A 23010-nucleotide genomic window follows, 5' to 3' on the forward strand; every position below is an offset into this window, starting at 1 on the left:
TTGATTATCAGCTGCTTTCCGAACCCATAGAATTAAGTAAAGCGTCTACTTCTTCATCACTTAGATTATCCAATTGGTTCAATATCTGCGCCGCATTTTCAGAGTTGATGCCGTTGTTTAGCTCGATTTGGGTTGGTGTAACTCCAGAAGTAGCAGAGGAGGGTGTATCTATTTCTATTAGGCGATCGCTTAGGTAAGTTGCCAAACTGGTGACATTGACGCCTTCCATAAATTTCACAATAGGAACGTCTAATCCCAAGTGAGTTTTCATCAGACTTCTCAGTTCGATCGCCGTCAGAGAATCAAGTCCCATTTCAGTTAAACCGCGCTGTAAGTCGAGTTGGGCTGGCTTTAACCCCAGCACTTTTGCCACCTGTTCTTGCGCGAACGTTAATACCAGGGGGAAGCGATCGCGATCGGTTGCTTCCTGCAATTGACGGCGAATTTCCAGCTTAGGCGCAGGCTGAGAAGAAGTTTTTCCTTGTGTCGGTGCTTGGCGAACTAATTCTGAGAATAGAACCGGATTGGCATCGTTGGGAAATCGTTGTAAAAACTTCGACCAATCATAAGAAAACACACCAACTTGCACGGCATTTTGTGTGAGTAACTCGCCCAAAATTTGCAATCCCAACTCTGGAGACATCGCGCCGATTCCCCGCGCTTCTCTGCGGCTTTGAATGCGATCGTCCAAGCTAGCTGCCATGCCAGCATCTGCCCAAGATCCCCAGTTTATGCTTAATCCCGGCATCCCCAATTGACGGCGATAATGAGCGATCGCATCCATAAAAGCATTGGCGGCGGCATAGTTGCCTTGACCCCGCGTACCTATCAATGCTGTCACCGAAGAAAAACAGATAAAGAAGTCTAAAGGCAAGTTCTGGGTGAGGCTATGCAGATTCCAAGTTCCTGCTATTTTTGGAGCCATTACATTAGTAAAACGCTCCCAATTTTGCTGTAGCAATGCGCCATCATCCAGAACTCCAGCAGCGTGAATGATACCGCGCAGAGGCTCTCCGCTAGTTTGAATTTCCTCCAAAACGCGGGCTATCTCTGAAGCATTGGCAACATCTGCCTTGACAATTTTAACGTTAGTTCCTGTTTCTTTTAGTTGATAAATTGCTGCTTGTACCGTGTCAGTTGCATCGCGACGACCTGTTAAAACTAAGTGTTTCGCACCTTGTTCTACCATCCATCGAGCTACCTGAATTCCCAGCGCTCCCAAACCGCCAGTAATTAGATAAGTACCATTTTCTCGAATCGAAATCTGCTGTGAATCGGCAGTTATTTCTGGCATTGAAATGACGATTTTGCCAATATGCTTGGCTCCAGCCATGTATCGGAACGCACTGACAACATCAGATATGGGAAATATTTGGTAAGATAAGGGTTGCAAATCGCCTTGCTTGAACTGTTGCGCGAGTTCCCCAAACATTGATGGGACTAATTCTGGAGTTTGTCGCCTAATTTCACCTAAATCAAACGGAAAATAGGAAACATCCGACCTAACTTCGCGCACCTGCTGTTCATCCCAAATGCCAAGTTTGCCAATTTCGACAAAGCGACCGTTTTTACCTAGCACCTCAAAGCTTTTCGCAATAAATTCGCCGTTCAAACTGTTGAGAATAACATCCACGCCCTGTCCCTTTGTGAGACTCATTATCTCATTGGCAAAATCTAAGCTGCGGGAGTTCATCACGTATTTCACTCCCATCGATTTGAGGAATTCCCACTTACTCGGACTCGCTGTTGCAAAAACTTCCGCCCCGGCTTTTTGAGCTAATTGGACTGCTGCTTGACCTACACCTCCAGCCGCAGCGTGAATCAAAATGCGATCGCCTGGTTTGATTTTCGCTAGATGGTGCAATCCATAGTAAGCCGTTAAAAAAGCGAGGGGAATGGTTGCGGCTTCTGCAAACGTTAAATTGTCTGGTTTTGGAACGATAAATTGAGTGGGGATGGTGACAAAACTCGCGATCGCATTATGCACCTGCATCACTGCCATCACTTCATCGCCAACGCGATAGTTTTTCACCTCTTCTCCTACGGCGACTATTTTTCCAGCACACTCAAATCCAAAGCTCATCTCGCTCGCAGAAGTAATGCCCAAATGCTGTGCATAATATTCTTTGAGCATTCCCAGCGCATTCAGCACGTCTCGGAAATTCAGTCCCGTGGCGCAGACTTGGATTTCTACCTCTCCCGCTGCTGGCGAACGTCGCTGCATTGGCATTAAGGTAAGATTTTCTAAACTGCCGTAGTTAGATATTTTCAGTTGTACAGGTTCTTGAGATTTACTAACAGTTTCTACTTTCTGAGAACGTCGTATCAATCTGGCAACGTGACGGACTCCCTGACGATAAGCAATCTGATTTTCTGAATCTGGAAAAAGCGTTTCATTCAGCAGAATATCGATTTCACTTTCTTCAAGCGGTAAGTCAAGACAAGTGCAGTGCAATTCTGGATGCTCCATTGCAATGACGCGCCCTAATCCCCATAGTGGTGCTTGTTGTACTTGCAAAGGAACGGATGCAGGTTGTATGGGTTGAGTTTCTTGAGTGACTAACCACAAGCGAGGAAGCGTTGACCATCCACTTTGAATTAAAGCCTGAACGAGATGCAGCCCGCTGCCACAACCCACAACTTGGTCATTTTGTAAAGCAGTTACAGAGTTGATTTTTGTCTGGTTCAAACTCCATAAATGAACGACTCCCCGATAAGGAGATTTACTTTCAAGAGCGATATCCTGTAGCAAATCTTGGAAGTCTTCTGGATTGGATGGATTGATGCGATAATCGCCATCTCCAACTTTTTCGTAACTGAGTCCTGGAGACACCAGAACGCACTTTGCACCCAATTCTTTGAGTTGTTGCGATAACTTTAATCCAATTCCGTTTGTATCAGTAAAAATCAGCCAATTGCCTGGTGCTTTAATACTGTTCGGATAAGGCGAACCTACCCCCCCAACCCCCTTCCCTAAAAGGGAGGGGGGAGAATTCAAAGCCTCTCTTCTTGCAGGAGAGAGGTTTGGAGAGAGGGTTTCCAGATCGCGCGGTTGCGATCGCCATACAAACTCATACAGCCAATCGCTGGTATCCTTATTTCGGAGACGGCGTAACAGCACTTGACGATTCGTTCTCCGAGACTGGCGACCGATTACTTCGGCAATGACTTCTCCATTTTCATCAAATAGAATTAAATCTCCGAGCGTGCTTCCGTCTGGCGAGGCATCATTCCGCTTTTTAGCATGACACCATAGATGAGTAAACCGACTGGGACGCTTGTAAAACTTGAAGCTATCGATGTGAAATGGAATGTAAATATAATCGCTGTTTTCTAGTTCTTTAAACCAGAAAATCGCTAGGGTTTGAAAACAAGAATCAATTAAACCCGGATAAAACTGATATTCGCTCAAAATATCGTCCGGTAACTGAGGAAGTTGCATCTTTGCTAAAGCATCTTCCTCTCCCAGCCAAATTGTTTCTATCCATTGAAATGAAGCTTCCCAGTTATAACCAATTTCGATAAAGTTGGCGTAAAATTCCGAACCAGAAATCTCCTGTTGACACCGCTGCCGAATTTCTTGCCACTTCGCTGATTCAGAAGTTGTAATCGTTATTGATTGGGAGTAACGCACTTTTCCAGTTGCGTGCAGACTCCAGGAATTAGCATCATTTTGATCGGCTCCTTCTTTGAGGCTGGCTAATTGGAAAGTAGTTTCTTTAGATTGAGGATTCAGTACCAATTGAACGAGCCGACTGCCTTCTTCAGGTAGGATCAAAGCATTGGGAATATATAAGTCTTCAATCTCGCAAGATTCAACACCAAAAGCTTCTTTAACTGCCGAAAAAACCATTGAAATATGAGACGCCGCCGCAACAACTACCGCTCCATAGATTTTGTGGTCGTTGACATAGAAAGGTGAGTTGAGGCTAAATCGAGATTCAAAGCGAATTTCTTCAGAAAATGGCAACCGCAGCCGTTGACCGAGTAGATGATGGTATTGATTGCCTGGAGAAGATAGAGAAGTTGCAGTTGAATCTTTTGCCTCTTTGTTATCTGGTTCCAGCCAAAAGCGTTTTTTCTGCCAGGGATAGGTCGGTAACGCGACTTTGCGACGTACATAATTCCGGTCAAACCCCGACCAATCTACTTTAGTTCCGCGCCTGTATAATTCGCCTAAACTTTGCAAAATTTGTTGCCAATCTTGTTGTCCTTGCTGCAAACTCTTAAGCCAGAGGTAAGGAGAATCTGCATCAGATTCAGGGATACATTGGCGACCCATTCCTAACAGAATTGGTTTTGACCCTAATTCGAGAAATACTTCATAACCTTGTTGATGAAGTGTTTCCATACTTGCGGCAAATTTTACGGGGTGGCGGATATGATGACACCAATATTCCGGCGTGGCGATTTCAGCAGTTACCTGTTTTCCTGTGACGTTAGAAATTAAAGTAATCTGCGGTTCGGAGTAAGTCACTTGTTTGGCAACTTGCTCAAAATCCGCTATCATCGGTTCCATCAAGGGGGAATGGAAGGCGTGAGAAACTTGCAAATATTTTGTTTTTAACCCTTGAGTTTCTAAAGCGGCACAGATAGTTTCTATGGCTTGGCTGTGACCGGATATCACAATACTTTGCGAGCCATTAATAGCAGCGATCGCTACTTCGGCTTTATAAGGTTCAATCGTCGCTAATACCTGCGCCTCTGTTGCTAGAACTGCTAACATTTTGCCATTTGGAGGTAGAGCCTGCATCAGTCGTCCCCGTGCGGCAATTAGCTTTAAGGCGTCTTCTAAACTGAATACTCCGGCAACGCAAGCAGCAACGTACTCACCCACGCTATGACCCATGACTGCATCGGGAATGATGCCCCAAGATTGCCATAATTCAGCTAAGGCATATTCCAAGGCAAATAAGGCGGGTTGAGTGTAAGCAGTTTCGTCGATTTTAGATGGGTTACTATTCGATTCTGGATACAGAATTGAAAGCAAGGATACATCTAAATAAGGGCGCAATATTTCATCGCAACGGTCAAGAGTTTGGCGGAAAGTGGGTTGGGTTTCGTAGAGTTGCCGTCCCATGTTGATATATTGGGAACCCTGACCCGTGAATAAAAATGCAATTTTGGGGGATTTGCCCCGTACTTGTGCGTGCGTCAGTCCGCTAGTTTCTTCCCCTTTTACAAAAGCCCCTAGCTGTTCTTGCAATTGTGCAATTGATTCAGTGACTACCGCTAAACGATGGTTAAAGTGGGTGCGTCCGGTATTGGCAGAAAAACAAATATTAGCTAGGTCTTCTGTTGGTTCTTTGGTTAAAAATTCCTGATAACGTTGTGCTAATTCTCGCAGCGCATTTTCAGATTTAGCGGAGAGAGTCAAAAGATGGGATGAGCGCTCTATTGTTGCTAACGGAAGCCCAGAATTGGTAGGCGCTTCTTCTAAAATGACATGAGCATTTGTACCGCCAACTCCAAAAGAATTAACCGCAGCACGGCGGGGAGTGCCGTTGGTTTTCCATTCTGAGAGCTGGGTGTTGACATAAAAAGGACTATTGGCAAAGTCAATTCTGGGATTTGGCTGTTCAAAGTGGAGATTGGGCGGGATTAATTTGTGTTTAAGAGTCAGGACAGCTTTAATTAGTCCCGCTACACCGCTGGCAAAAATCAGATGTCCGATATTGGTTTTGACCGAACCAATCGCACAGTATTGCTTTTTTTGCGTTTTGGCTGCAAAAACTTTAGTTAATCCGGCAATTTCGATCGGATCTCCCAGCGCTGTTCCCGTACCGTGTGCTTCTACATAAGTAATAGTTTCCGGGTCGATTCCAGCTAATTCCTGAGCTTTAGAAATGACTGCCACTTGACCGTCAATACTAGGTGCTGTGAAACTTTCTTTCACATAACCATCATTATTAATTGCTGAAGCTTTGATTACAGCATGAATGCAATCTCCATCGGCGAGTGCTTCACTGAGTCGCTTTAAAAGGACGATTCCCACCCCATCGCCATAAAAAGTTCCCTCTGCTTTAGCATCAAAAGCACGACAATGACCGTCGGGAGAAAATATCATCCCCGGTCGATAAAGATAACCAATTTTTGGATTAACTCGGATGAAAATACCACCAGCTAGCGCCATATCGCATTCGTTATTCAGCAAACTTTGGCAAGCTAGGTGAACTGCAACTAAGGAAGTCGAACAGGCAGTTTGAACGTTGATTGCGGGGCCTTTTAAGTTGAGTTTGTAAGCTACCCGCGTTGGTAAACTATCGTGAGCGTTTGGTAACCTGATATGCCAAAGTTGGGTAAATTGCTGAATTTCTGAAGGGCTAAGGTGGGGATAAATGTTGTTTAATAAGTAACTGCTTAAACCTGCACCTGCGTAAACGCCGATCGCACCTGGATAAGATTCTGGCGCGTAACCGGCGCTTTCGATCGCTTCCCAAGCGTGTTCTAGAATTAGTCGCTGTTGCGGGTCCATCAGGGTGGCTTCGCGATCGCTCATCCCAAAGAAAGCCGCGTCAAACAGGTCAATATCTTCTACGAAGGCGTTGGCTTTGACGTAATTGGGTTCGCTCAAAAATGCTGGGTCTACTCCTGCATCTAGGAGTTCCTCCTCTGTGAAATGGGAAACAGATTCCACCCCATTTTTCAGGTTTTCCCAGAATTCGTCGATATTTTTGGCTCCTGGGAAGCGACCCGACATTCCGATAATAGCTATAGCATTGCGATCGCTTAATTGGGATAACGGTGATTTTTCTAACATTTTTTATCTTTGCAGTAATTTTAAATTAGAATGCTGAATTTTTGAAACTAATCTAAATCAAATTGTTATCAATACAATCAATTTTTACTAAGTTAAGACTTTTAGCTCCAAGTGCGATCGCAAGCAACTGCAAACATACTCTATCTCTTCAGGTGTAAGACCAAAATAAGAAGGTAAATTGATGCCCCGTTGATAAACTTTATGAGCAACAGGTGTTGACTTTGGGGTTCGCTGATACATTGGCATATCTGAAACTGGGTAAAAGTAAGGTCTAGTTTCTATTCCCTTCAGTTCTAAAGCTTTCATGAGAGCATTTCGCTCTGCTTCTGTGTATCCCTTTATCTCAAGGCATACAAGCCAGTAAACATTGCGGACATAATTAGCAGTAAAATTAAGCTTTATACCTGGAATATCCGACAAGTAATCTTTATACAGTTTAAATATCTTAATTTTACTCTCAATTAATTCATCTATTCTGTGAAGTTGAGCCAGACCTAAAGCTGCTTGTAAATTGGTCATGCGATAGTTAAAACCAAGCTCGTCATGCCAGTATTTTTTTACGGTACTCATTGCCTGGTCTCGCAAATACTTTGCCCTGTGATAGAAGGCTTCATCATTCGTGGTTATCATTCCTCCTTCTCCACAACTCACAATTTTGTTACCATAAAAACTAAAGATGCCGCAATCAGCTAAAGAGCCTGTTTTTTGTCCTTCTATTTCTGCTCCATGAGCTTCAGCCGCATCCTCTAGCACTAATAAGTTATATTTTTTAGCCAGTCGATTTATCTCGATCGTATTCGCAGGATGTCCATAAAGATGAACTGGAATTATAGCTTTGGTATTTTCTGTTATCGCTTTTTCAATTTGAACTGGGTCAATACACAGGCTGTCTTCTTCTATATCAACTGATACAACTTTAGCACCTGTATAAGCCACAGCATTAGCAGTCGCAATAAATGTTAAATCGGGGATAATAACTTCATCTCCTGCTTTAATTCCATAACTTGCAAGGGCGAGATGGATTGCTGTAGTACCGCTGGAAGTTGTTAGGGCATATTTCGTGCCGCAATATTCAGCAAAGCTTGCCTCAAATTCGTTGATATAGCAGCCTAGAGAGGATACCCAGCCCGAATTCATAGCATTATTAACATATTCAATTTCTAATTGTGTGATTGATGGTTTTGATAGAGGTATATCTTTTTTCATGAAATTTATAGAATAGGTTTATTCGAGCAGGTAAGATGCAAATACTTTAGTATTTTGTATAATATTATGATTTTTGTACCATATGTTTGAATTATTCGCCACAGTTTGAAGCTGTGTTAAAGACAAATTTTGTAAAGAACGATCGGGTACTAAATAATGCTTATGCATTTCTAAACCATCGGCTTCTGAAGGATTATAGCAAGAACAAATAGGAACTAATCCATGAGCGCAAAAAGCAGCAAAAACGCTCGATTTACCCAAATCTCCCGGAAAACGGCTATAATCTATAAAACCTGCTAAAGAATTTAACAACAATTGTCTGACGGCTTCAGCAGGCTGAAAACCCATCTGCACTAAACGTACTCCTGGAAAGTCAGAGGGTTGTAAGTTGAGAGATTTACCAATATCGCAAATTTCTTCGATACCTAAAGCTTGGCAACTATAAAGGAGTGCTTTCAGGTAATTTTGGTAAACGCGGGAGCGATCGCTCCCACCAAAGACAATGATTCTACGACTGCGATCGCTTAAAGGTGGAATCCGATCGTCGGGTTCGCCAATCGTTGAAAAATCAGGGATACAGGTAACAGGATGTTGTAACCAACGCTCTAGCACTGCTTGAAATCGAGCGCTATCTGTTACAACTGTAGTAGCAATTTTGGCAAGGCGACGAGACACGAAACTCTGAATCGGGTTTAAAAACTTTAGTTTTTTAAAATTAAAAAATGGTAACTCATGAAACATGACAATTAATTTAATATTACGCTGCCTTACTGCCATTGCCAAAGCTGTTGGTAGCCAGAAGGGAGCATCAATTTTTCCCTGTAGATAAGGATAGTTACTGTAATGTAAAATTATTCCATCTATATTTCCGGGTAATACTGATAAAAATGCTTCTGGAGTATAGGCAGAAATGCTAGTAGCCGGAAATCCAGCCACGAGCGGTTCTATCTCTATTCCTTGTTGGAAAACTAAAAACTGTGTGGCGATTCCGTGCGCGTTTAAAAGTTGACTGGCTAATTGAATTGAATAATCACCAACTCCATCAGTATGAGGGGGAAGTCGAGGTACGATTTGAACAATTTTCATAAAATTAACTCCTGCTTTTAGGGTTGAATTTAATAGCTCTTTCAACTAAATTATTAGCTCTGATTTTCTTGCACTTTTTCTAAGGCAAGCTTCACCCTTTCAACTAAAAGTGGCAAAGATGATTGGTTAAATAAGTTGCCGAAAATGCCGGAAATTTCGTAGCTTTCTACTTTCTTTTCTGTAAAACTTTCCCATCCTAACTCAGAACCAAAGTACCATTCTAAGAGTTGCGTCTTGGCGCGGAAGAGGGTAATCGATCCTGGATAAATTTGCGGGGTGTATCTGGCTTTAGCCGCTCGGTTCGCTTTTTCGGCTTCCAAGTAACGAAGTTCATGACTAATAGGATCGTTGGGCTTTCGTGAATGAGCGTTACTGTCTAGTATAGAATTATTTTTAGGGCTAGATGAATTTAATTCTAATCGCTTTTGACTCAGTTTTTGCTGGAATTGAGCTTGAACTTTTTCTTTCAACCAATCCGAAAGATAAATAAATTTTCCCCACACATTTCGTTGCTTTAGATTCTCTGCATGGTAGTAGTATGTTTTGTTAAGAAGAAAACTGCTTTTACGAAAAAGAGCTTGGGTTCTCCAAAGCAGATTATTTTTTGGTAATGGTTTAGGTGCGTAAGCATCAATCAAAGCCAGTAATGCGATTTTTTCACCTTGAGCGTGAAGCTGCTGAGCCATTTCAAAAGCAACAGTTCCTCCAAAGCAGTGACCGCCGATAAAATAAGGGCCATTGGGTTGGATCGTGCGGATTTCTTTGAGACAGTGAGCTGCCATTTCCTCAACCGAATTTTGAAAAACTACCTTACCCTCCAAGATAGGGTGTTGCAGACCATAAAAAGGGCGATCGCTCGGTAAAAGATGACTAAATTTAGCCCATGTTATTGCATCTGCTGCCCCCCCGTGAAAGAAGAAAGGCACTTGAGAACCGCCCGGTTTAACAGGGACAAGGCTAGACCAACGATTCGACCATCCTTCTTGGCGCAAGATACAGGCTAGTTCTTCAATGGTTGGTGCTTGAAAGAGAATGGCAACTGGAATGTCTTGACCCAAATTCTTCTTAATTTGGCTGAATAATTGCACGGCCAGTAAGGAATGTCCACCTAAGTCGAAGAAGTTATCTTGAATGCTAATAGAGGAGATGCCTAAAACCTTTTCCCAAATTTTAGCGAGGCGGAGTTCTAAATCATCTTTAGGAGCGACAAAGTTTTCAGTTGATTCCTGCCTGCTGAAGTCGGGTATAGGTAAAGCGCGTCGGTCTATTTTGCCGCTGGGTGTTAGAGGAAGGGAATCTAATTTGATAAACGCTGATGGCACCATATAAGTGGGCAATTTATCTTTGAGGAAGTTTCGCAAGTTCGTTACCAGAGTTTCAAAATTCTCTTGTTGGTTAGAAACGAAATAAGCTATCAAACGCTTGTCGCCGGACACAACTTCACGGACAACAATTGCAACGGTTTGTACGGCTGGGTGTTGGCTAAGCGTTGCTTCAATTTCACCAAGTTCAATGCGAAACCCACGAATTTTTACCTGGTTATCGATGCGACCGATGCAGTCTACTCGACCATCGGGTAAGTAGCGAGCCAAATCCCCTGTTTTATACAAACGAGTATTGGGTTTAAAGGGAGCAATCATAAATTTCTCTTCTGTTAGTTCGGGTCGGTTCAGATAGCTCCTTGCCAAACCTTCGCCACCAATATGTAACTCGCCGGGAACACCAATGGGAACTAACTGTTGATTGCTATCCAAAATATAAAATTGGGTATTGGTAAGCGGACGCCCAATACTAATCGGTTCCTTGGTGTTTTTAACTTGATAGCTCGATGACCAGATGGTGGTTTCTGTAGGACCGTAAAGATTCCAAAGCACTTTTCCTTTATCGAGTAATTGATGGGCAAGTTCTCTCGGCAATGCCTCACCAGTTGAAATCATCGTGAGATGAGGAGATCCTTGCCACCCAGAGGCTAGAAGTAATTGCCACGTTGCTGGCGCTCCCTGCATGAATGTTGCTTGAAATTTATTGATAGCTTGAGATAATTGAACACCATCTAAAGTGACTTCGCGCCTAACTATCGCTAACTTAGCTCCAACTGCTAAAGGGAGAAATATTTCTGCCACGGAAACGTCAAAAGAAATAGTTGTAACAGCTAGCCATGTATCCTGAGAAGTTGGTTGTAATTGCTGTTGAATCGCACTTAAAAGATTAACAACGTTGAAATGAGCAAGCTGTACCCCTTTTGGGTTCCCAGTAGAACCGGATGTGTAGATTATATAGGCTAAGTTGTTAGCAGTGACACCACTATCTAAATTAGACTCACTTTCTTGGCTAATAACTTCTTTTTGAGCATCAATATATACCACCTGTATGCTAGGAACGAGCCGCTTGATCGTCAATCCTTGCTGAGTTAGCAACACGGGTACTTGGGAGTCTTCTAGCATATAAGCGATGCGTTCTTGAGGATAAGCCGGGTCAAGGGGGACATAAGCTCCCCCAGCTTTGAGAACGCCCAACACCCCGATAATCATCTCTAAGGAGCGCTCTAGGAAAATACTGACCAATCCTTCCGGTTTTACTCCTAGTCTCTGCAAATAGCGTGCTAACTGATTTGCCCGAGCGTTTAGCTCTTGATAAGTTAGTTGCTTATCTTCAAAAACAACCGCGACTGCATCAGGAGTGCGCTTCACTTGCTCCTGAAATAACTGATGGATGCACGTTTGTTTGGCATACTCCATCTGAGTATCATTCCATTCAATTAATAACTGATGTCGTTCAGTTTGAGTTAATAAAGGAATCTCCCAAAGATGCTGTTGAGAATTACTAATAATGCCTTCAAGTAAGGTTTGAAAATGACTTGCCATCCGCTTGATGGTCGCGGCTTCAAACAAATCGGTGTCGTACTGAAATAGGCAGGATAACCCTTCATATTGCTCGGTAATCTCTAAGGATAAATCGATCTGTGCAAAACCCGTTTCTAATTGGCAATTATCCATTTTTAACCCTTGTAGCTCGACTGCTTCGCTGGGTAAATTCCTGAATTGAAAAAATACCTGAAATAGTGGGGTGTGGCTCAAATCTCGTTTAGGCTGTAGCTCCTCTACTAGCTTCTCAAAGGGGATATCTTGGTGAACATAAGCTCCTACTATCGTCTCCCGTACCCGGCTCAAGAGTTGCTGAAATGTCAGTTGACTTTCTATTTGAGTCCTTAAGGCTAAGGTATTGATGAAATTTCCAATCAGTTTCTCAATTTCCGCGCGATCGCGACCCGCTGTATGAGAACCGACGACTATATCAGCCTGACCAGTATATCGATATAGCAGCGTCTGAAACGCTGCCAATAGGGTCGTAAATAGTGTCACCCCTTCGTGCTGGCTCAAAGCTTTCAGTGCTTGACTTTGGGTTTTAGGTAATAATAGTAATTCTCTAGCGCCTTGGACAGTGCGGACACCGAAACGGGGTCGGTCGGCAGGTAGTTTTAATATTGGTAATTCCCCCGCTAGTTGCTGTTTCCAGTACGTTAGTCGCTCCGTTAATTTTTCGCCTTGCAACTGTTGTCGCTGCCAAGCAGCAAAGTCTGCATATTGAATAGGTAACTCTGGTAAAGGAGAGGGTTTTTCAGTAATAAAGGCATTGTAGAGGGCAGCAAGTTCTTTAAGCAAAACACCCATCGACCAGCCATCAAAAATGATATGGTGTAGGGTCAGCAATAGGATGTGTTCTTCCTCCCCCAGTCGCAGTAAAGTTGCTTGAATTAAAGGTAATTGGGATAGCTTAAATTTGTGCTGCGCTGCTTGAATTGCAAGGCGTTGGACTTCTGCATCCCGTTCGGAAGTCGGTAAATGGCTCAGGTCTACAAGCGGTAATGTTAAGGTGAGAGCGGGTACGATTGCTTGAATCGGTTGTCCATCTACTATGGGAAAGCTGGTGCGGAAAATTTCATGACGACGCACAATTTCATTCAAGCTTTGTTCTAGCGCTGCAACGTTCAGCCGACCTACTAAATGAATATTGCTAGGACGATTATAAGCAGGATTTTCCGGCTCAAACTGGTCTAATAGCCACATTCGCTCTTGAGAGAATGACAAGGAAGCAGAATTTTCACTCGTTCTTTTTGAAATGCTTTGTTTAGCATTTGATTTGGCAGATTTTTCTTGAAGCTTTTGCTCTAAAAGCGCTCTTTTTGCAGGAGAAAGTTGAGCAATTCTTTGAGTAATTTCACTCATAAATTCTGGTTTAAGATTTACAATTAATATTTAAGGCATTTCATTTAAAAGCTTCTGGGTTTCCTCTTCAGATAAAGCCTCAATGTTAGCTAACAAATCCCGTAATTCCTCAGATTCTAATGCCTCCGCTTGAATTTGAGCTATTTTTACTGCCATGTTAGCAATTGTAGGTTGTTGAAAGAAGATGAGAAACGACAATTCTACTTGCATGGCTTCTCGCACCCGATTGACAATTTGAGCAGCTAGAATAGAATCCCCACCTAACTGAAAAAAGTTATCATGAATCCCGGTTTTTTCAATCCTTAGCACTTGCAACCAAATTTCTGCAAGTTTCACTTCGTTCGTAGTCTGAGGCAGAGCATATTCTACTGGCTCTGCTGTTGGATTGGATGCAGTTAGCTCTAGTGTTTTAGCTAGACCAATCCGTTGCAGTTTCCCGGTTGGTCCTTTAGGAATTTCATCTAGAAATAGAACGACACGAGGAACTTTGAAATCCGCGAGTTTTTTGGCAGCAAATTCTTTAATTTCTAGCTCACTGGCATTAATTCCTTCCTTTAAAACTACAGCAGCAGCAACATCTTCTCCTAAGAGAGTGTGGGGTGCGGCAAAGGTAACGGCTTGTGCGACAGCCGGATGTTCTAGTAAAACTTCATCCACTTCGCGAGGGGAAATCTTTTCACCCGCTCGATTAATAATTTCTTTAATTCGACCCTTTAAAAATAGATATTCATCCCTATCTAAATAGCCTAAATCTCCTGTCCGGAACCAACCATTGGTACAAGCTTCTGCATTCGTTTTAGGATTATTTTCATAGCCTTGAGTGACGTTATTTCCCTTAATAACAACTTCTCCTATTTCACCCGTTGAAAGTAAATGACCCGCTTCGTCCATAATGGCGATTTCTGGTCCTGCTGCTAAGCCAACTGAACCAGGTTTGCGCTCTCTGGGGGGTAGGGGATTGCTCGCCATTTGATGGGAGGCTTCTGTCATGCCATAGGCTTCAATTACGGGGACATTAAAGGTAGCTTCTAATTGCGTCATGATTTGGGGTGCTAAGGAAGCAGAAGATGAGCGAATAAAGCGAATTTTGCTGCGATCGATAATATCGCGATTCGCTTCAGCCTGTGACAAAATTGATTGGTGCATGGTGGGAACGGCTGAATACCAGGTGGGCTGAAATTCTTCTATCCAGCTAAAAAATTGCGGGGCATAAAAACCAGGCACACAAACAATGCTAGCACCAGCGCTTAGGGATGAAAGTAATGCTGCAACTATTCCATGAATATGGAATAGAGGCATGATATTGAGACAGCGATCGCCCTCCGACAAACTTAGCGTTTTGCGAATATTATTTGCTGAAGTGCAAAGATTTAAATGAGTCAACGGCACTATTTTGGGGCGAGAGGTTGTGCCGGATGTATGCAGGACTAAAGCTGTATTATTAGACTGAATATTTCGGATTGATGAGTTTCTATTGTGGGTAATTTTTGTTTGACAATTTAAGGTAAAACTACCAGCTTCAGCTTCCAATGAAGGATATAGTTCGATAATCAGAATACCTCGTTGTTTAGCGACAATTCTGGCAGCTTTACCCACTCCCGGCTGAATTATCAGCGCTTTGGCATTCAGATCCGAGAGATAAAAGTCAAATTCTTGTTCGCGATAGGCTGGGTTGAGCGGCGCACAAGTGGCAGTCGCCGCGATCGCTAAAAAGGCAACTGCCATTTCTGGGCTGTTCGGAAGGACAACGGCAACGCGATCGTTGGGACTAATTCCCAGACTGTTGAGTGTGGCGGCTGTTTGGTTGATGCGATCGTACAAACAGCGATAGGTTAAGGGAGTGCGTTTTGGTGCAACAATTGCTACCCTATCTGTATTTTTTTGAGCCTGAACTCGAATGAGTTCGGGAACGCACACATTTGGCGAAGATTCTGTAATTTGTTGCTGGAAAGAATTCATAATTTTTCCACTTCTGTGTTTTCTATTTTATCCAATACGCTTTTCATTTCTTGAACTAGAAATGGCATTGATGCTGCATTAAATAAATTACCAAAGATTCCAGGTATCTCATGAATTTCTACTCCTGCCGCAGCCAGGTCTTCCCAACCTAACTTTTCACCAAAATACCATTCTAACTTTTGCTTGTTCGCTCGGAAAAGAAGCAGGCAGCCTGGGTAAACTTGAGGTATATATTTAGCCTTAACTTCTCGATTCATTTTTTCAGCTTGTAAGTAGCGTACTTCGTAGGGAATAAATTTATCAGTACTTTGGGGATTAGCTGAATTTTGATGAATTGGCTGAGGTTTGTTATGGTTGCGTTTTTTAGTAGCTGAAGATTTGGATTTAGTCAGCTTAGAGCCTACCTTTTTTTGTAACCAATCCGCCAAATAAGTTAATTGACCAATAAAATTCTTCTGCTTCAGCTGCTCGGCATGATAATAGAAGGTTTTGTAAATTAAAAAATCCAAGTAGTGGTAAGATGCCCTAATTCCTAAAAATAGTTTATTATTGGGCACTGTTTTAGGTGCATAAGCATCGACCAAGGCTAGAATTGACACTTCCTCACCTTGAGCCTTAAGCTGTTGGGCTATCTCGAAAGCGATCGTACCGCCAAAACAGTGACCTCCGATAAAATAAGGGCCATTGGGTTGAATAGAGCGTATTTCTTTGATGCAGATAGATGCGATTTCTTCAACAGAACTTTGGAAAGTTGCTTTTCCATTCAGTGCCGGAAGTTGCAAACCGTAAAAGGGGCGATCGCTCGGCAATTGGCGACCAAATCCAGCCCAAGTCATCGCCTCCGCAGCACCACCGTGGAAGAAGAAAGGCGGTTGAGAACCTTCTGGTTTAATTGGCACCAAACTTAACCAAGGCGTTGACCATCCTTCTTGAGAAATTATATCAGCTAATTTTTCAACTGTTGGGGCTTGAAAAAGAGTGGCTATCGGAATATCAGCACCAATGATTTTCTTGATTTGGCTAAACAATTCTACCGCAACTAGAGAGTGTCCTCCTAACTCGAAGAAATTATCGCGAATGCCTATCGGCTGAACGCCTAAAACTTTTTCCCAGATTTTTGCTAACCGCAACTCTAAATCATTTTTAGGAGCAACAAAGGTTTCTGCCGATTTTTGTTCAATTAAATCGGGTGCGGGTAAGGCGAGCCGGTCTATTTTACCGTTAGGAGTTAAAGGTAAGGCGTCTAACATGACAAATGCTGCCGGAACCATATAATTAGGCAATCTATCTTGGAGGAAGGTGTGTAATTCCGCAGCAGCGGGAACTAACTCTGGATGAGGAACTAAATAAGCGATTAGACGCTTGTCGCTAGAGAACTCTTTTGAGGCCGTTACGACGGTTTCTTTAACAGATGGATGTTGAGCTAGAGTCGCTTCAATTTCGCCTAGTTCGATGCGGAATCCGCGAATTTTGACTTGAAAATCTCTCCTGCCCAAAAATTCTAGATTGCCATCTGTTCTTAAACGACCCAAATCTCCGGTGCGATAAATGCGGTAGTTTTCTCCTTGAAGATCGGGGAAAAATGCTGCTTGCGTTAGTTCTGATTTTTGCCAGTAACCTAAAGCAATGTGTTTGCTCCTGATGGCTATTTCCCCATAAATTTCCGCATTATTTCCAGCGCGATCGAGCAATAAAATCTCGGTATCTTCTACTGGATACCCTACAGGAACGAGATTTCCTGGATCGGCAGTTTCCTTGTTAATAAAATACTGAAGGGTAACAGTCGATTCCGTCGGGCCTAAACCATTAACGAAGATGCAGTTTTGGGAGAAATATTTTTGATATAATGCTACATCTTGTTTAACGACTTCTTCTCCCCCTAAAACTACTAAACGAACCTTCGGTAAAGCTGATTCTTCTGGCGGCGCGGGTAGGGTGGCGAGAAAGTATCGATAGACAGTGGGAGTTGAGTGATAAATGGTAATTTCTTGTTGCCTCAATCTCTCGGAAAAATCGTTTAGACCTTCTTCTTTGATGTCGATCGGATATAGAGTCGCGCCATTTAACAAGGCTCCAAAAATATCCATAATCGCCGCATCAAAGCTGTAAGATGAGAGCAGAGTGAGTCGATCGCTAGGAGCAATGTGGAGATTATTCGTGTAGTTTCTGATGAAATGCAGAACGTTGCGATGGTTTTGGACGACTCCTTTAGGTTGTCCGGTAGAACCGGAAGTGTAGAGAATATAAGCTAAGGTATCTGGTGCAATTGTTATTTGCACTTCGTTTCCAGTTTGGCTGAAGTCAATTTCATCGAGATTGATGAGGGGAATTTTCCCTTGGGTTAATTCTTCAGCTAAAGCCAGATTTTTACTGTTGCTTAGAAGTGCGGTAGCTTGGCAATCTTGCAGGATATAATTCAGTCTGAGTTTAGGATAAGTCGGGTCGAGAGGAACATAAGTTTTGCCCGCCTTTAGCACTCCCAAAATAGCAGCGATCGCCAAAGCATCATGTTCTAATAATAGGGCAATTCTTTCGGAAGTGCTGCCATAGAGTTGGAGGAGAGATTGGGCGATATTGCTCCGCAACGCTATCGCGATCGCATTCGCTTGATCGTTTAAGGTGTCATAAGTCCACTGATGCTTTTCAGTGCAAACTGCGATATTGTGCGGATATTTCCTCACCTGTTCTTCAAAGCGATCGGGGATAGATTGCTCAATGGCAGATTTAGGAAACTCTGTATAGGGTTGAGACGGACAGACAAGATTTTTACCAGCTTGCAGTCTTTGCCGTTCTATTGGACTCAATAAAGGCAGATTACCAATAGGTTGTTCTGGAGCGGTGATAATGCTTTCTAATAAAGTTTGAAAACGCTCTTTCATCAGCGCGATCGCTTCCGCTTTGAATAAGTTACGATTGTACACCCATTCAATATTAATTCCGTCTGTATCCTCTTGTACGTATAGGCTTAAGTCGAACTTAGTTAAGCGTTCTGGAAAAGACAGTACCTCAAGGTTTAAGTTTGCCATTTCCAGGGTTTTATTCCCTAAATTTAGCATATTAAACCACACCTGAAAGATAGGCGTATAGCTCAAACTTCTTTGCGGTTGGAGTTGTTCAACTAATTTTTCAAACGGTAAATCTTGATGAGCGTAAGCTCCTAATGCCACCTCCCGCAATCGACTCAGTAAATTACGGAAATTGAAATTTTCTTCTAACTGAGTTCGCAAGACGATCGTATTGATAAAAAATCCGATTAATCCCTCAATATCTCGACGATTTCGACCTGCTACAGGACTGCCAACCACAATATCTTCCTGCCCGGTATAGCGGTAAAGTAGAATTTTAAAAGCCGCTAATAAGGTCATAAACAGCGTCGCATTTTCCTGCTGGCTTAAAGCCTTGAGGCGATGCGAGAGTGTTTTAGGTAACAATTGAGATTCGCTAGCCCCCTGGAAAGTTTGAACGGCAGGACGGGGATAGTCAAAGGGTAATTCCAAAACGGGAGGAGCGCCTCCTAGCTGCTGTTTCCAATAAGCTAATTGGGTTTCAAGTATCTTTCCTTGCAACTGCTGTCGCTGCCAGCCAGCAAAATCAGCATATTGAACGGGTAGTTCTGGCAACTGGCAGGAATTTCCGCTGATGAAGGCTTCATAAAAACTCGATATTTCTCGAAAGAATATCCCCATTGACCAACCATCAGCAATAATATGATGTATTGTCAACAGCAAAACATGAGATTCTTCACTCAACCGTAGCAGGGTAACTCGCAGTAAGGGAGCGGTGTTTAAATCGAAGGGGCGTTGTGCTTCTTCCTTGGCTAGCTCTTGGATTTGAGTTGATTGTTCTTGAGTGGTTAATTCTTGTAAGTTGATAACGGGTAAAGTTAAAATAATTTCTGGTTCGATTACCTGAATTGCAGAACCTTCAATTGCCTGAAAACGAGTCCGCAAAGTTTCGTGACGCTTAATAATAGCTTGGAATGCTTGCTCTAGAGCCGTGATGTTAAGTCTTCCCTTTAAATGCAGCGCTCTGGAAATTTTGTAAGCGGCTCTTGCCCCGTCTATTTGCTCTAACAACCACAGTCTGACTTGTACAAAAGATAAGGGTATGTCTCTATCTCTGGGAATTGATGAAATAGTTTCTTCCGGCGGTATTTTATCTTCCCAATCGAGATTTTCTGCGAGTTCCGCTACCGTTGGTTTTTCAAACAAAGAACGTAGGGGCAACTCTACCTCGAAAGCTTGGCGGATGCGAGATATAATTTGAGTTGCTAAAAGAGAATGTCCCCCCAGTTCAAAAAAGTTATCGTAGATTCCGACTCGAACACCTAACAATTCACTCCAAATATTGACTAAGATTTCTTCCGTTAAATTGCGGGGTGGAACAAAGTTAGTTGAAACTGTCTCTTCAATATTTGGAATGGGTAAAGCACGGCGGTCGATTTTGCCATTGGGAGTTAAAGGAATGGCATCTAAAAACACAAAAGCACTAGGAATCGCGTATTCTGGGAGTTTGGCTTGCACAAAACTACGCAATTCCTTGACTGTTGGTTTTGGCTCTGAATGGGAAACTAAATAACCCACTAAGTATTTGTTTCCTAATTGGTCTTCTCTGGCAATAACGGCTGTTTGTGCGATCGCTGGATGTTGGCTAATTACGGCGGCAATTTCTTGGGGTTCGATGCGAATTCCCCGAATCTTCACTTGCTCGTCTATCCGACCCAAAATTTCCAACAATCCATCTGGACGATAGCGTCCGCGATCGCCAGTATAATAAACTAAATCTTGTTCGTCGTCGCGATAGGGATTTTTGACAAATCGTGTCTGAGTTTCTGTTGGATCGTTAATATAACCTAAACTGCGAAATGGTGTCCGCAGCACAATTTCTCCCGGTTCTCCAATGCTGCACAATTGGTTATTTTCAGTCAAAATTAATACTTGAGTTTCCGAGAGCGGCGAACCTATCGGCTGAATTCCAGCCGACATTTTTTCAGGCACGATATAGAAGCACTTGGCTAAAGTTGTCTCCGTCGGACCATAAAGATTAACGATTTTACCCGATTCCGGAAAAGCTTCTCGCCAAAGGCTTACCAAGGTTTCTGTCAGCGGTTCTCCGGCAAAGAATACCCAACGTAAAGCTTTTAAAGAAACCCCTGCGGGTTTATCGATTAACCAAGATTGTGCCAAGGTCGGAACGGTGTGAAGTAAAGAAATTCGCTCTCGCTCCAACCAAGGTAAAATAAAGTTAGCACTCAGGTCAGATCGAGCCGGAGGTAAACAAAGCGTTGCGCCACTAATTAAAGGCAGAAAAATATCTCTGAGGACAACATCAAAGGATAATCCTGTTAATTGACCGACTCGATCCGTCGATGCGATCGCAAATCTTTCGCTTTGCCAATGGAGAAAATGCGCTAATCCTTTGTGACAACCTAATACGCCTTTGGGAACGCCAGTCGTCCCGGAAGTGAAGAAAATATAAGCAGCATCGTCAGGGAATAGACTAGGTAAATTAATTGAATTTGTTGAAGGTTCTAAATCGAGAAGTTCTCCTGTCTCTGGACTAATTCTGATACAAGGTAAAGACTCTACTAAATCTGCTGGCGGATGCTGAGTGCCAACGGAGATTAAACATTTTGCTTTGGCTTCAGCAAGCATTAGTTGCTGCCGTTGTCGAGGCAAGTTGGGATCGAGTGTCAGGAGTACGCCGCCACTGAGAAAAACTGCGATCGCACAGGCAATTAGACCAAAACTTCTGATGCCGTATACTGCTACGACTTCTCCCTTTTTAACCCCCTGGCTTAATAAAATTTGTGTTAAAGAATGAGCGATTTGGGATAATTCTCTATAAGACCAATTGCGATCGCCTTGAGCGATCGCTGGATGTTCTGGCGTTTGCTCTACCCAATTTGCAAATCGATTCGTAACTAATTTATACTCCGGATGCCCTAAAACAGCAGCGGGATTGGGAAATCCCAGCGGTAATAGCGGACGGGGTAAATCCGAGATGGGTTGGTTCGGATTGGTTGCAATGCCTTCCAGCAAAGTTTGAAAATGCTCTCTCATCCGAGCGATCGTTTCCTTCTCGAACAAATCCCCGTTGTACACCCAATCCAGTCTTATCCCTTCAGCTTGCTCCCGCACATATAAAGTTAGATCGAACTTAGATACAGCTTCCGCACTAGGAAGAAATTCTACCTTGAGTCCAGGCATTTCCATTGCCTTGAACTCTAAATTAACCATATTAAATAACACTTGAAATAGGGGATTGTAGCTCAAACTTCGTTCTGGTTGAAGTTCCTCTACTAACTTCTCAAAAGGCATTTCCTGATGCTGATATGCCCCTAATGTCACCTCCCTAACTTGACCCAAAAGTTCTTTATAACTAGGGTTCCCATTTAACTGAGTGCGTAGCACAACAGTATTGAGAAAAAAGCCAATTAAACCTTCGAGTTCGGGACGGTCGCGACCTGCTACAGGAGTGCCAACTACAATATCTTGCGAACCGCTATAACGAGAGAGCAAGACTTTAAAAGCGGTTAATAGGGTCATAAAAAGCGTGACCCCTTCGCGTTGACTTAAGGTTTTGAGTGCTTCGCTAAGAGTTTGATCGAGCTGTTGAGATTGCTTAGCGCCAGCGAAGGTTTGAATAGTGGGTCTTGGGCGATCGAGCGGCAATTCTAACAAAGGAGGTATGCCGTCGAGTTGTTTTTTCCAGTAACAGAGTTGTTTTTCAAAGGCTTTTCCCGCCTGCCATTCTCGTTGCCAGCCAGCAAAATCAATGTATTGAATCGGTAAATTGGGTAATGATAAAGAATTACCTTTAGAAAAGTCTGAATAGAGAATTGTAAGTTCTCGATACAGCAAGTTTAACGACCAACCATCAGAGATGATGTGATGCAGGGTCAGCAGTAGAATGTGTTCTTTTTCATCTAAACAAAGTAAAGTTACTCGAATTAATGAATCCTTTTCTAAATCGAAGGATTGTAAGCGTTCGTTGTCGATTAACCTTTGTAATTCAATCGCGCGATCGCTTCCTGAATATTTCCGTAAATCTACTGAATTTAAGTATAAATTAGCACCGTCTCTAATGATAGCAATAGGGCTTCCATTGCGTGGAGAAAAGTTAGTACGTAAAACTTCGTGACGCTCAACGATCGACTTTAAAGCTTGCTCTAGGGCAGTAACGTTTAGTTGACCTTGCAAACGCAGTGCCATTGGTATATTGTAGGCAGGACTTTTGCCTTCCAGTCGATCGAGAAACCACACTCGTTGTTGGGCAAAACATAGAGGTAAGTCTTGGTTTCTGGAAACAGGTTTAATGGACGTGGGGGCGTCTGGATTAACTTGCTGGAGAAAAGCTAAAATCTCTGATTTACGCGATCGCATTTCCGCCAGCATATCTGGGGTCAGAGTTCCTGGGGTAGCACTGTACCGCAAACGCTCTCCATCAATCCATAGCTTAATCTCAAGACGGCGCAGTTCCGATAAAAATTCTGTAATGGGTTTCATTATTCTTCTTAGACATCATTCTATGAGGACTACTAATAAATCATGAATAGGTTAATGACAAAACTCCTGAATTTACTAGAGGTTATAGTATAAGATAGCCAATAGGCTCAAGCGATGCCAATAGTTTTAGCTCAGGACTTACGCAAATATCACCACATCTGCCACCGCAACCACAGGGAGATTGAACCCGAAAAAACGCAATATGTATAAGCTTTGCGTAAGTCCTGTCTGTAAAGGAACAAATATAGGGCTGCGATGTAGAAAG

The 23010-nt window shown here is 42.9% G+C and carries 6 protein-coding genes; all 6 read right to left on the reverse strand.

Annotated elements, in window-relative coordinates:
- Positions 1–7: 7 nt before the first annotated feature.
- The gene (locus ACFW2W_RS02380) at positions 8–6760 is read right to left on the reverse strand and encodes an SDR family NAD(P)-dependent oxidoreductase (protein ID WP_378172829.1); all 6753 of its coding nucleotides are present in this window, start codon (positions 6758–6760) and stop codon (positions 8–10) included.
- A gap of 87 nt (positions 6761–6847) precedes the next feature.
- Positions 6848–7966 (reverse strand): DegT/DnrJ/EryC1/StrS family aminotransferase, encoded by a 1119-nt coding sequence (locus tag ACFW2W_RS02385; RefSeq protein WP_378172832.1) that lies wholly within the window; start codon positions 7964–7966, stop codon positions 6848–6850.
- Between the two features lie 18 nt (positions 7967–7984).
- Positions 7985–9097 (reverse strand): hypothetical protein, encoded by a 1113-nt coding sequence (locus ACFW2W_RS02390; protein WP_378172835.1) that lies wholly within the window; start codon positions 9095–9097, stop codon positions 7985–7987.
- 8 nt (positions 9098–9105) lie between these two features.
- A complete protein-coding gene (locus tag ACFW2W_RS02395; RefSeq protein WP_378172837.1) occupies positions 9106–13278 on the reverse strand; it encodes an amino acid adenylation domain-containing protein in 4173 nt (1390 codons plus the stop codon).
- Between the two features lie 30 nt (positions 13279–13308).
- Positions 13309–15237, reverse strand: coding sequence for an AMP-binding protein (locus ACFW2W_RS02400; protein ID WP_378172840.1), 1929 nt, complete (start codon positions 15235–15237; stop codon positions 13309–13311).
- Complete coding sequence (locus ACFW2W_RS02405) at positions 15234–22745, reverse strand: amino acid adenylation domain-containing protein (protein WP_378172843.1); 7512 nt, start codon at positions 22743–22745, stop codon at positions 15234–15236. The genes ACFW2W_RS02400 and ACFW2W_RS02405 overlap by 4 nt, the downstream gene beginning before the upstream one ends.
- Positions 22746–23010 lie beyond the last annotated feature (265 nt).

The organism is Coleofasciculus sp. H7-2 (assembly GCF_042747725.1).
Classification (GTDB): domain Bacteria; phylum Cyanobacteriota; class Cyanobacteriia; order Cyanobacteriales; family FACHB-T130; genus FACHB-T130.

Bases quoted from the DNA above. Each gene is read 5' to 3' on its own strand.
- ACFW2W_RS02380 (WP_378172829.1), bottom strand. From the start codon at position 6,760: ATGTTAGAAAAATCACCGTTATCCCAATTAAGCGATCGCAATGCTATA.
- ACFW2W_RS02385 (WP_378172832.1), bottom strand. From the start codon at position 7,966: ATGAAAAAAGATATACCTCTATCAAAACCATCAATCACACAATTAGAA.
- ACFW2W_RS02395 (WP_378172837.1), bottom strand. From the start codon at position 13,278: ATGAGTGAAATTACTCAAAGAATTGCTCAACTTTCTCCTGCAAAAAGA.
- ACFW2W_RS02400 (WP_378172840.1), bottom strand. From the start codon at position 15,237: ATGAATTCTTTCCAGCAACAAATTACAGAATCTTCGCCAAATGTGTGC.
- ACFW2W_RS02405 (WP_378172843.1), bottom strand. From the start codon at position 22,745: ATGAAACCCATTACAGAATTTTTATCGGAACTGCGCCGTCTTGAGATT.